This is a genomic window from Variovorax sp. Soil_C_39 (assembly GCF_057656815.1).
Window position 1 is genome coordinate 328469 of the sequence record NZ_JBDGJQ010000006.1, and the last position, 11115, is coordinate 339583.

At 67.2% G+C, this 11115-nt stretch carries 11 protein-coding genes, 3 tRNA genes and 1 pseudogene; all 15 read left to right on the top strand.

Annotated features, from left to right (window positions below):
• Nucleotides 1-112: 112 nt before the first annotated feature.
• Nucleotides 113-595, top strand: coding sequence for a ferritin-like domain-containing protein (locus tag AC3A6J_RS18190; protein ID WP_487861372.1), 483 nt, complete (start codon nt 113-115; stop codon nt 593-595).
• A 168-nt stretch (nt 596-763) separates the two neighbouring features.
• Nucleotides 764-2551, top strand: a complete 1788-nt coding sequence (locus AC3A6J_RS18195) for an alkaline phosphatase D family protein (RefSeq protein WP_487861373.1) — start codon at nt 764-766, stop codon at nt 2549-2551.
• An 83-nt stretch (nt 2552-2634) separates the two neighbouring features.
• Nucleotides 2635-3363 (top strand): phosphoglycolate phosphatase, encoded by a 729-nt coding sequence (gene gph / locus AC3A6J_RS18200; protein ID WP_487861374.1) that lies wholly within the window; start codon nt 2635-2637, stop codon nt 3361-3363.
• A gap of 281 nt (nt 3364-3644) precedes the next feature.
• Complete coding sequence (trpE, locus tag AC3A6J_RS18205) at nt 3645-5147, top strand: anthranilate synthase component I (protein WP_487861375.1); 1503 nt, start codon at nt 3645-3647, stop codon at nt 5145-5147.
• A 61-nt stretch (nt 5148-5208) separates the two neighbouring features.
• A complete protein-coding gene (locus AC3A6J_RS18210) occupies nt 5209-5601 on the top strand; it encodes a GxxExxY protein (RefSeq protein WP_487861376.1) in 393 nt (130 codons plus the stop codon).
• The gene (locus tag AC3A6J_RS18215; protein WP_487861377.1) at nt 5598-6182 is read left to right on the top strand and encodes an aminodeoxychorismate/anthranilate synthase component II; all 585 of its coding nucleotides are present in this window, start codon (nt 5598-5600) and stop codon (nt 6180-6182) included. The genes AC3A6J_RS18210 and AC3A6J_RS18215 overlap by 4 nt, the downstream gene beginning before the upstream one ends.
• 9 nt (nt 6183-6191) lie before the next feature.
• Entirely contained in the window at nt 6192-7253 is a 1062-nt protein-coding gene (gene ltaE, locus AC3A6J_RS18220; protein WP_487861378.1) for a low-specificity L-threonine aldolase, read from the top strand.
• A 17-nt stretch (nt 7254-7270) separates the two neighbouring features.
• Nucleotides 7271-7939 carry a LysE family translocator gene (locus tag AC3A6J_RS18225; RefSeq protein ID WP_487861379.1) on the top strand — a complete coding sequence of 223 codons (669 nt, stop codon included), beginning with the start codon at nt 7271-7273 and terminating at the stop codon, nt 7937-7939.
• A gap of 27 nt (nt 7940-7966) precedes the next feature.
• The gene (gene trpD, locus AC3A6J_RS18230) at nt 7967-8989 is read left to right on the top strand and encodes an anthranilate phosphoribosyltransferase (protein WP_487861380.1); all 1023 of its coding nucleotides are present in this window, start codon (nt 7967-7969) and stop codon (nt 8987-8989) included.
• Nucleotides 8990-9018: 29 nt separating this feature from the next.
• Complete coding sequence (trpC, locus tag AC3A6J_RS18235) at nt 9019-9819, top strand: indole-3-glycerol phosphate synthase TrpC (protein ID WP_487861381.1); 801 nt, start codon at nt 9019-9021, stop codon at nt 9817-9819.
• On the top strand, nt 9816-10538 hold the full coding sequence (locus AC3A6J_RS18240; RefSeq protein ID WP_487861382.1) for a uracil-DNA glycosylase: 723 nt from the start codon (nt 9816-9818) through the stop codon (nt 10536-10538). The genes trpC and AC3A6J_RS18240 overlap by 4 nt, the downstream gene beginning before the upstream one ends.
• A 92-nt stretch (nt 10539-10630) precedes the next feature.
• A tRNA-Tyr gene (locus AC3A6J_RS18245) sits at nt 10631-10716 on the top strand.
• 65 nt (nt 10717-10781) lie between these two features.
• Nucleotides 10782-10855 (top strand) — tRNA-Gly (locus AC3A6J_RS18250).
• A gap of 39 nt (nt 10856-10894) precedes the next feature.
• Nucleotides 10895-10969 (top strand) — tRNA-Thr (locus AC3A6J_RS18255).
• A 74-nt stretch (nt 10970-11043) separates the two neighbouring features.
• Nucleotides 11044-11115, top strand: a pseudogene (locus AC3A6J_RS18260) (GTP-binding protein); the annotation flags it as partial.

The following is an 11115-nucleotide window of genomic DNA, read 5'->3' on the forward strand; positions in this document are numbered from 1 at the left end:
GGCATGCGGCCACCATGGGTGGCTGACCCGGCGCAGGCGCAGTGCCGGGAGTTTTTAATTTTTCCCAACTGCCTCGTCTTCCCGAGGCCAACGAATGAAGGAGTTTCCAGACATGGCCAACTACACGAACACTGCCGACACCGCGAACGCCGAAAACGTCGTCGAGGTGCTGAACGACCTGCTCGAGAACTCGCGCGACGGCGAATACGGCTTCCGCGCCTGCGCCGAGGAGGTCGAATCGCCGCAGCTCAAACAGGTCTTCCAGAACCGGTCGGCCGACTGCGCGCGCGCGGCCGGCGAACTGGTCCAGCTCATCCGCCGCTTCGGCGGCTCGCCCGACGACGGCGGCACGGTGAGCGGCGCGATGCACCGCGGCTGGGTGCATGTGAAGGGCTCGGTGGGTGCCAACAGCGCGCTCTCGATGCTCGAGGAGTGCGAACGCGGCGAGGACGCGGCAGTGGCGCGCTACCGCAAAGCCCTGAAGGAAGACCTGCCCGCCGACGTGCGCGCGGTGATCCAGCAGCATGCCGATGGTGCCCAGCGCAACCACGACGAGATCAAGCGGCTGCGCGACGAGCTGCGTGCAAGTAAGTAAGCAGGCAGGCCGGTAGGCAAGCAACGCCCAGCGGCTTGGCTACCGGCTGACACGCGCATAGGTACAAACCTACGCCGGAAAGCAAAGTCTTCTCCTTCAATGGCGCCGCCGCCGGGCGGCGATCGAGGCGTGCCGTGCGTCTCACCCTCGGCGGATCAGGAGACAGCCATGCGCGCTCGGAAAGAGAAGAAGAACGACGAGGCAATCCAGATTGCCGATGACGGCGGCGGCACAGATCCCCAGCAAGTCCTGACCGGCACCACCCGACGCTCGCTCATACGCAGCGCCGTGCTGTTCGCGATGTTCTCCGCCAGCGGGGTGAGCCTGACCGCTTGTGGCGGTGGTGGTGGTGGTGGCGGCGGCGGCATCGGAGGGGGCATCGGCGGAGGCGGCGGCAGTCCGCCGGAGAGCACCGGCCCGGTGTTCAAGCACGGCGTCGCCAGCGGCGACCCGCTGTCGGACCGGGTGATGCTCTGGACCCGTGTGACGGCGCCCGCACCGGGCACCCTGAACGTCGAATGGCAAGTTGCGAGCGACGAGCGCTTCGGCGTCATCGTTGCGCGCGGTGCGCTGAGCGCCGGACCCGAGCGCGACTACACGGTCAAGGTGGACGCCTCCGGGCTCCAGCCGGCCAGCACCTATTTCTATCGCTTCCTGGTGGGCAGCGAGAGCTCACCCATCGGCCGCACCCGAACGCTGCCGGTGGGTGGCGTATCGCAGGCCAAGTTGGCGGTAGTGTCCTGCTCCAACTTTCCGAGCGGCTATTTCAATGTCTATGCCGACATTGCCAAGCGCACCGATATCGATGTGGTTCTGCACCTGGGCGACTACATCTACGAGTACGGCCCGGTGGGGTATGCGTCGCAGCTTGCGATCGCCATCGACCGCGAGTCGGCACCCGCCCACGAGCTATTGACGCTGGCGGACTATCGCCAGCGCCATGCGCAATACCGCACCGACGGCGACCTGCGCGCGCTGCATGCGCGGTTTCCCATGATTGCCGTGTGGGACGACCACGACTTGGCCGACAACGCGTGGTCGGGCGGCGCCGCCAACCACGACGAAGCAGACGAAGGCAGCTTTGCGGCGCGGCGCGCGGCGGCCGTGCAGGCCTACCACGAGTGGTTGCCGACGCGGCTGCCCGACCCGGCGAATCCGCTGCTGATCTATCGCTCGTTCGACATCGGCACGCTGGCTTCGCTGCACATGCTCGACACCCGGCTGATCGGCCGCGAGCGGCAGCTCACGATCGACCAGTACCTGGCCGGCGAGGCGGACGCCCCCACGCGGCAACTGCTGGGCCAGCCGCAGGTGGATTGGCTGTCTGCGCGCATGGCCGCGTCGGCCGGTACCTGGCAGGTGCTGGGCCAGCAGGTGCTGATGATGCGCATGACCATTCCCCTGAGCATTGCGACCGACTTCGACGCCGAGACGCTGGCCGCCTACGTAGCCGCAAAGGCGCTTCCGGACTCAGAGCGCAGCGACAGCCAGAGGGCCTTGCTCGCCCAGCAGAATGTGCCCTACAACATGGACGCTTGGGACGGCTACCCGGCCGCGCGCGACACCGTGCTCGCCATGGCGCGCAATCAAGGCAAGAACCTGGTCTCTCTGGCAGGGGATACGCACAACGCGTGGGCCGGCAACCTCACCGATGCCTCGGGGCAGCGGGCGGGCGTGGAATTCGGAACGTCGTCGGTGTCGTCGCCCGGCTTCGAGCGAGCGTTGCCGCTGATTGCCAACGACCTGCTGTCCGACGGCTTCCTGCGCATGGTCGAAGACCTGCGCTACGCCGAAACCAGCAAGCGCGGCTATGCCATTCTGACCCTGAAACCGGGCGAAGCGCGCTGTGAGTACGTCGAGATCAGCACGGTGCTGAGCCGCGACTATTCGGCGAGAACGGCCGCCACGCTGCGCGCGTTGCCGGGCACCGGCAACCTCGAGGTGCTTGCCGCCTGAGGGTAGTCCGGGCCGAGCGCGGGGCCGGGTTGCCGTGCCGCCGCGGGTAGCATGGCGCCTCTTTTCGCAACCGCTGAAACGTCTTGAACTCCTTTCGCTTCGATTGCACCCGCTTCGACGCGGCCATCGTCGATCTCGACGGCACGATGGTCGACACCCTGGGCGACTTCGCGGTGTCGCTCAACCACATGCTCGGAGACCTTTCGCTGCCGCCCATCGCGCCGGCCGCGATCGAGCGCATGGTCGGCAAGGGGTCGGAGCATCTGATCCATTCCGCGCTCGCGCATGTGCTGGCCATGCCAGGCAGCGCCTTCGCCGGCGACGGCGCAGACGCACTGCATGCGCGCGCCCAGGCGCTGTTCGAGCGCGCCTGGACGCGTTACCAGCACCACTACCTTGCCATCAACGGGCAGCATTCGTCGCTGTACCCGGGCGTGCGCGAGGGCCTCGAAGCGCTGCGCGCGCGCGGGCTGCGCCTCGTGTGCCTCACGAACAAGCCGGGCGCGTTCGCGAAACCTTTGCTGGCCGCCAAGGGGCTCGACGGGTTCTTCGAATTCGCCTTCGGCGGCGACGCCTTCGAGCGCAAGAAGCCCGATCCGCTGCCGCTCTTGAAGGCCTGCGAGGCGCTGGGCACGCTGCCGTCGCGCACGCTGATGATCGGCGACTCGAGCAACGACGCGAAGGCGGCCCGTGCTGCCGGCTGTCCCGTGGTGCTCGTCACCTACGGCTACAACCATGGCGAACCGGTGCGCGCGGTCGATGCCGACGGCTTCGTCGATTCGCTGGCCGAACTCGGCCGCGCGGCGGGCTGAGCGGCGCAACTTCGGGGGAACCCTCAAATCGCGGGCCATTGCATGTTGCGGCGTTTTCGTGGGCTAAACTCCGCGTTCCATGTTCGTTCATCACGTCATTCAATCAGGTGAAGGCAGCCGGGGAGCCTGGCCCTGGCGTCGCCATACATCGCTGCCTGTTTGATTGGCACGGCGCACGCCGTGCGCCCGCGGTTCCGGTGCAGCACAGCACCAGGCCATGAATGTGAATGACCTTGCCCCGGCCGAGAGAGCGCGCCGGCCGGCAACTGGAGAACGAATCCGTGATCACCGAACTTGAATTCAAGAGCCTCAGCGCCCAGGGCTACAACCGAATTCCGCTGATGGCCGAGGCCTTTGCCGACCTCGAAACCCCGCTGTCCCTCTATCTCAAGCTGGCCCATTCCCAGGGCGGCGGCAAGCACAGCTTCCTGCTCGAGTCGGTGGTCGGCGGCGAGCGCTTCGGGCGCTACAGCTTCATCGGCCTGCCGGCACGCACCCTGCTGCGCGCGAGCGGCTTCGGCGCCGAGGCCGTGACCGAAGTGGTCACCGACGGCCGCGTGGTCGAAACGGCCGCCGGCAATCCGCTGGACTTCGTCGCGCAGTACCAGAAGCGCTTCAAGGTGGCGCTCCGGCCGGGGCTGCCGCGCTTCTGCGGCGGGCTCGCGGGCTACTTCGGCTACGACACCGTGCGCCACATCGAACGCAAGCTCGAGAAGAGCTGCCCGCCCGACGCGCTCGGCTGCCCCGACATCCTGTTGCTGCAGTGCGAGGAACTGGCCGTCATCGACAACCTCTCGGGCAAGCTCTACCTGATCGTCTATGCCGATCCGGGGCAGCCCGAGGCTTATGCCGCTGCCAAGCGCCGGCTGCGCGAGCTGAAGGAAAAGCTCAAGTACTCTGTGAGCGCGCCGGTCGTGAAGCCGACGCAGGCGCATCCGCCCGAACGCAGCTTCGCCAAGGCCGACTACCTCGCGGCCGTCGAGCGCGCGAAGGAAATGATCGCCGCAGGCGACTTCATGCAGGTTCAGGTGGGCCAGCGCATCAGCAAGCGCTACACCGAGTCGCCGCTGTCGCTGTACCGTGCGCTGCGCTCGCTCAATCCGTCGCCCTACATGTACTACTACGACCTCGGCGACTTCCACGTGGTGGGCGCGTCGCCCGAGATCCTGGTGCGGCAGGAAAACACCGCCGACGGCGAACAGAAGATCACCATCCGCCCGCTGGCCGGCACGCGGCCGCGCGGCGCCTCGCTCGAACTCGACAAGGCCGCCGAGCAGGAGCTCATCAACGACCCGAAGGAGCGCGCCGAGCACGTCATGCTGATCGACCTCGCGCGCAACGACATCGGCCGCATCGCGAAGACCGGCACCGTGAAGGTGACCGAGGCCTTCGCGGTCGAGCGCTACAGCCACGTGATGCACATCGTGAGCAACGTCGAAGGCACGCTGGCCGACGGCATGACCGCCATCGACGTGCTCAAGGCCACGTTCCCCGCGGGCACATTGACCGGTGCGCCCAAGGTGCATGCGATGGAACTCATCGACCAGCTCGAGCCGACCAAGCGCGGCCTCTATGGCGGCGCCTGCGGCTACATCAGCTATGCGGGCGACATGGACGTGGCGATCGCGATCCGCACCGGCATCGTGAAGGACCAGATGCTGCACGTGCAGGCCGCGGCCGGCGTGGTGGCCGACTCGGTGCCCGAGCTGGAATGGAAGGAAACGGAAGCCAAGGCGCGCGCGCTGCTGCGTGCGGCCGAACTGGTCGAGGAAGGCCTGGAATGAGCGCAGCGCCGGGCCGCCCCAAGCAAGCTCGCACCGCAGTGCGCAGCACGGAGGTACTACGATGAATTCCGCACCCGATACACAGAACGATTTTTCGCACGAGATCATCGGCGCCGCCGTCGAGGTGCAGCGCGTGCTCGGCACGGGGCTCGACGAGAGCGCCTACGCCGCGGCGCTGGCCATCGAGCTGGCCGAGCGCGAGATCGGCTTCACGCGCGACGTGGCCTTGTCCGCGAGCTACAAGGGCCGCTCGCTCGGCGAGGTGTACCGCGCGGGCTTCGTGATCGAGCAGTCGGTCATCGTCGAGCTCAAGGCGGTCGACGTGCTGACCGACCTGCATCGCGCGCAGGTGCTTGCAGCGCTGCGCCTGTCGGGCCTGAAGCTGGGCCTTCTGATCAACTTCAACGTGTTCCCCGTCGTCAAGGGCGTGCACAGGATTGTGGGCAAGCCATGAAATTGCTGATGATCGACAACTACGACAGCTTCACCTACAACATCGTCCAGTACTTCGGCGAGCTGGGTGCGGACGTGCAGGTGCATCGCAACGACGAGATCACCGTCGCGCAGATCGGCGAACTGATCGCCGCCGGCGTGACGCGGCTCGTGGTGTCGCCCGGGCCGTGCTCGCCGGCAGAGGCGGGCGTTTCGGTGGCGGCCATCACCGAGTTCGCGGGCAAGCTGCCGATCCTGGGCGTGTGCCTCGGCCACCAGGCCATCGGCGCCGCCTTCGGCGGCAAGATCGTGCGCGCGCAGCAGCTCATGCACGGCAAGACCAGCGAGATCACGACCACGCGCGAAGGCGTGTTCGCGGGGCTGCCCGAGAAGTTCACCGTCAACCGGTACCACTCGCTGTCGATCGAGCGCGACAGCTGCCCGAAGGCCCTGGCGGTCACTGCGTGGACCGATGACGGCGAGATCATGGGCGTGCGGCACACCGGCTTTGCGCATGAGGTGCGCATCGAAGGCGTGCAGTTCCATCCCGAATCGATCCTCACCGAGCATGGCCACGCGATGCTCAAGAACTTTCTGAACTGACCGACCGCCATGACAGCAGACCGCTCCTCCGTCGTCGACCTGCGCAGCGACACCGTCACGCAACCCACGCCGGCGATGCGCGAGGCGATGCTGGCGGCGCCGCTCGGCGACGACGTGTTCGGCACCGACCCGAGCATGAATGCGCTGCAGGAGAAGATCGCCGCGCTGCTGGGTTTTGAGGCGGCGCTGTTCGTGCCGACCGGCACGCAGAGCAACCTCTGCGCGATTCTTTCGCATTGCGGCCGGGGCGACGAGTACATCGTCGGCCAGCAGGCGCACAGCTACCGCTGGGAAGGCGGCGGCGCCGCGGTGTTCGGCAGCGTGCAGCCGCAGCCGCTCGACCATGCGCCCGACGGCACGCTGCCGCTCGCGCAGATCGAGGCCGCCATCAAGCCCGACGACGCGCACTTCGCGCGCACGCGCCTGCTGGCGCTGGAGAACACGCTGGGCGGCAAGCTGCTGCCGTTCGACTACGTGCAGGCCGCGACCGACCTCGCGAAAGACAAGGGCCTGCAGCGGCACCTCGACGGCGCGCGGCTTTTCAACGCCGCCACGGCGCAGGCCGCGCAGCACGGGCGCAGCGACATCCGCGCCGAAGCCCGCCGCATCGCGCAGTGCTTCGACAGCGTGTCGGTCTGTTTCAGCAAGGGCCTGGGCGCACCCGTCGGGTCGGCGCTGGTGGGGTCGCGCGCGTTCATCGCGCGCGCGCACCGCATCCGCAAGATGGCGGGCGGCGGCATGCGCCAGGCGGGGCTGCTCGCGGCCGCCGCATCGCACGCGCTCGACCATCACGTCGACCGGCTCGCCGACGACCATGCACTGGCGCGGCGCCTGGCCGAGGGGCTCGAAGGCATCGAGGGCCTCAAGGTCGAAGCGCCGCACACCAACATCGTCTTCGTCGACCTCACGGGCGCAGCCCAGGCACGGTCGGCCGAACTGCTCGCGCACCTCAACAGCCAGGGCATCCTTGCGACGGGGCTCTACCGGCTGCGCTTCGTGACGCACCTCGACGTCGATGCGGCCGGCGTCGATCGCGCCGTGGCCGCCATCCGCGGTTTCTTCAAGGCCTGAATCCTCGGGAGCCAGCGATGCCCGATCTTCCCCACCTGCTCGCCTTCATCGCCGCCGGCTGGCTGCTGAACCTGACGCCGGGGCCGGACGTGCTCTACATCGTGAGCCACTCGCTGCGTTCGGGCGTGCGCGCTGGCATCGTCGGCGGGCTCGGCATTCTGGCGGGCTGCTTCGTGCATGTGTTCGCAGCGGCGGTGGGCGTCGGCACGCTGCTCGCCACCTCGGCGGCGGCTTTCACGGTGCTCAAGTACGCCGGCGCGGCCTACCTGCTCTATCTCGGCGTGCGCATGGTGCTGTCGCGCGCGAGGCCGCCCGCCGCACTGGGCCAGGTGCCCGCCGCCGCCTCTACAGGCGCAGAACGCAGCCTTCGGCAGATCTTTCTGGGCGGCTTCTGGACCAACGTGCTGAACCCGAAAGTCGCGCTGTTCTTCCTCGCCTTCGTGCCGCAGTTCATCGCGCCCGGCGCGGAGAACAAGGCGCTTTCCTTCGTGCTGCTCGGCGTACTGTTCATCTTCAATTCGGCGCCGATCGTCATCGGCTGGGCCGCCGCGGCGGGATGGATGGCACGCCGCGGCGCCGTGCAGAAGGGCATGCACTGGCTCGACCGGGTCGCGGGCGCGCTGTTCATCGGCTTCGGCCTCAAGCTCGCTTTCACGGACGCGCCGGCCAGCCGCGTCGGCGCCTGACGACAACAAACATCGAGGAGACTGTTCATGATCACCCCCCAGGAAGCGCTCCAGCGCACCATCGAGCACCGCGAGGTGTTCCACGACGAGATGCTGCACATCGTGCGGCTCATCATGAGCGGCGAATGCTCGCCGGTGATGATGGCGGCGCTGGTCACGGGCCTGCGCGTCAAGAAGGAAACCATCGGCGAGATCACCGCCGCGGCTCAGGTGATGCGCGAAGTCTCGACGAAGGTGCCGGTGAAGGACACCACGCACCTGGTCGACATCGTCGGCACCGGCGGCGACGGCTCGCACACCTTCAACATCTCGACGTGTTCGATGTTCGTTGCGGCCGCGGCGGGCGCCAAGGTCAGCAAGCACGGCGGGCGCAGCGTGTCGAGCAAGTCGGGCAGCGCCGACGTGCTCGAGTCGCTGGGCATCAACATCAACCTCCAGCCCGAGCAGATCGCGCGCTCCATCGAGGCCTGCGGCATCGGCTTCATGTTCGCGCCCAACCACCATCCGGCGATGAAGAACGTCGCGCCGGTGCGCAAGGAGCTCGGCATCAAGACCATCTTCAACATCCTCGGGCCGCTGACCAACCCGGCGGGCGCGCCGAACATCCTGATGGGCGTGTTCCACCCCGACCTCGTGGGCATCCAGGTGCGGGCGCTGCAGCGCCTGGGCACCGAGCATGCGATGGTGGTCTATGGCCGCGACGGCATGGACGAGATCTCGCTCGGCGCCGCGACCATGGTCGGCGAACTCAAGGGCGGCGAGATCCGCGAATACGAGCTGCACCCCGAAGACTTCGGCTTCCAGATGTCGAGCAACCGCGCGCTGCGCGTGGAAACGCCCGAGCAATCGAAGGCGATGCTGATCGGCGTGCTCGAGAACCAGGCGGGCCCGGCGCTCGATATCGTGCTGCTCAACGCCGGCGCGGCGCTGTATGCAGCTGGCGTGGCCGATTCAATGGCCGCGGGCATCGAGCGCGCGCGCGAAGCGGTGGTGTCCGGCAAGGCGCGGGCCAAGCTCGACGAGTTGGTCCGGATCTCGACTGCGGTCTGACGCGGCAACAACAGGCAGGAACACAGAACATGTCCGACATTCTCGACAAGATCGTTGCGGTCAAGCACCAGGAAGTGGCCGCGGCCCAGAAGAGAAGCCCGCTCGAGGCCGTGCGCTTCGACGCCGAAAGCCGCGTGCTGACGCGCGATTTCGAAGGCGCGCTGCGCGCCAGGATCGCCGCGGGGCAGGCGGCCGTGATCGCCGAGGTCAAGAAGGCCAGCCCGAGCAAGGGCGTGCTGCGCGAAGACTTCATTCCGGCCGACATCGCGCAGAGTTACGCCGAGGGCGACGGCGAGATCCGCGCCGCCTGCCTCTCGGTGCTGACCGACCGGCAGTTCTTTCAGGGCGGCATCGACTACCTGAAGCAGGCCCGCGCCTCGTGCGACTTGCCGGTGCTGCGCAAGGACTTCATCGTCGACGCCTACCAGGTGTACGAATCGCGCGCGATCGGCGCCGATGCGATCCTGTTGATCGCAGCCTGCCTCGACGACGTGCAGATGACCGACTTCGAGGCCATTGCGCGGGGCCTCGGCATGGCGGTGCTGGTCGAGGTGCACGATGCGGCCGAGCTCGAGCGCGCGCTCAAGCTCAAGACGCCGCTCATTGGCGTGAACAACCGCAACCTGCGCAATTTCGAAGTGTCGATCCAGGCCACCATCGACCTGCTGCCCGGGCTGCCGGCCGACCGGCTGGCCGTCACCGAATCGGGCATCGCCACGCGCGAGGACGTGGCCACCCTGCGGGCGGCCGGTGTCCATGCCTTCCTCGTCGGCGAGGCCTTCATGCGTGCCAAGGAACCCGGCGAGGCGCTCGCTGCACTGTTCCAATGAACCGGCCCGATCAGCTGTCCGGCGGCGATCCGGCCGAATGGCCCGTCGCGCCGGGCTGGCAGCCGCTGGTCGACGATTTCTTCGGCGGCATCGTCGGCCAGAAGCTGCGCAGCTTCCTGCGCGAGCGGCTCGATGCGGGCGCGGTGATCTTTCCGCCGCAGCCGCTGCGGGCGCTCGAACTCACGCCGCCGGAGGACGTGCGCGTCGTCATCCTCGGGCAGGACCCGTACCACGGGCGCGGCCAAGCCGAGGGGCTGGCGTTCTCGGTCGCGTCGGGCGTGCCGCTGCCGCCGTCGCTGCGCAACATCTTCAAGGAACTCCAGCGCGACCTCGGCACGCCACCGCCGCCTTTTCCCGACCCGGGTGGCAGCCTCGTGAAATGGGCTACGCACGGCGTACTGCTGCTCAACACCTGCCTGACGGTGGAAGAGGGGCAGCCGGCCAGCCACGCCGGGCGCGGCTGGGAGGCGCTGACCGACGCCGTGATCCGCCATGTTTCGGCGGGTCCCAAGCCCGTCGTTTTCATGCTTTGGGGTGCACATGCCCAATCTAAGCGCGCGTTGATCGACGTTGGGCGGCATAAGGTGCTGATGGCGAATCACCCGTCGCCGCTGTCGGCGCTGCGGCCGCCCGTGCCGTTCATCGGCTGTGGGCACTTCGGCGAAGCGCGTGCCTGGCGGCTCGCGCACGAAGAAGAGGGTGGTGAAGTTCGCGGATAATGCGGCAGGTTTCTCGCCTCGAACGGTTTCCTGCTTCTTCTCGGGGCGGGTTCTGCGTAGTCACAAAATCGTGCTATATTTCGAGGTTCGCCGGAGAGGTGGCCGAGTGGTTAATGGCAGCAGACTGTAAATCTGCCCTCTAACGAGTACGCTGGTTCGAATCCAGCCCTCTCCACCAGCGATGAATTTGGTTTCTAAGAGCGATTGGATCTAGCGCTTTGGGTGCCTTGGAGTGCCCTCGATGCGGGAGTAGTTCAATGGTAGAACCCCAGCCTTCCAAGCTGATGACGCGGGTTCGATTCCCGTCTCCCGCTCCAGAGACCCGGTTCGGCGCCGGAAGCGATTGGTTAGCAAAAGCCCTTTTGGCTCAGTGGTAGAGCACTCCCTTGGTAAGGGAGAGGTCGCGGGTCCGATTCCCGCAAAGGGCACCAGTTTTTTGAGGGTTGCAACGGCCGGTTTGCATCCCATCTGCATACGTTGAAATCGTTCTTTTCGGAGTCGAAAAATGGCAAAAGGTAAATTCACCCGCACCAAGCCGCACGTGAACGTGGGCACGATCGGTCACGTCGACCACGGC

What these genes read in the sequence shown, in the direction of transcription:
- AC3A6J_RS18190 (WP_487861372.1), top strand. Translation starts at nt 113, where the DNA reads ATGGCCAACTACACGAACACTGCCGACACCGCGAACGCCGAAAACGTC.
- ltaE (WP_487861378.1), top strand. Translation starts at nt 6,192, where the DNA reads ATGACAGCAGACCGCTCCTCCGTCGTCGACCTGCGCAGCGACACCGTC.
- AC3A6J_RS18240 (WP_487861382.1), top strand. Translation starts at nt 9,816, where the DNA reads ATGAACCGGCCCGATCAGCTGTCCGGCGGCGATCCGGCCGAATGGCCC.
- AC3A6J_RS18215 (WP_487861377.1), top strand. Translation starts at nt 5,598, where the DNA reads ATGAAATTGCTGATGATCGACAACTACGACAGCTTCACCTACAACATC.
- trpC (WP_487861381.1), top strand. Translation starts at nt 9,019, where the DNA reads ATGTCCGACATTCTCGACAAGATCGTTGCGGTCAAGCACCAGGAAGTG.
- AC3A6J_RS18225 (WP_487861379.1), top strand. Translation starts at nt 7,271, where the DNA reads ATGCCCGATCTTCCCCACCTGCTCGCCTTCATCGCCGCCGGCTGGCTG.
- AC3A6J_RS18210 (WP_487861376.1), top strand. Translation starts at nt 5,209, where the DNA reads ATGAATTCCGCACCCGATACACAGAACGATTTTTCGCACGAGATCATC.
- trpD (WP_487861380.1), top strand. Translation starts at nt 7,967, where the DNA reads ATGATCACCCCCCAGGAAGCGCTCCAGCGCACCATCGAGCACCGCGAG.
- AC3A6J_RS18195 (WP_487861373.1), top strand. Translation starts at nt 764, where the DNA reads ATGCGCGCTCGGAAAGAGAAGAAGAACGACGAGGCAATCCAGATTGCC.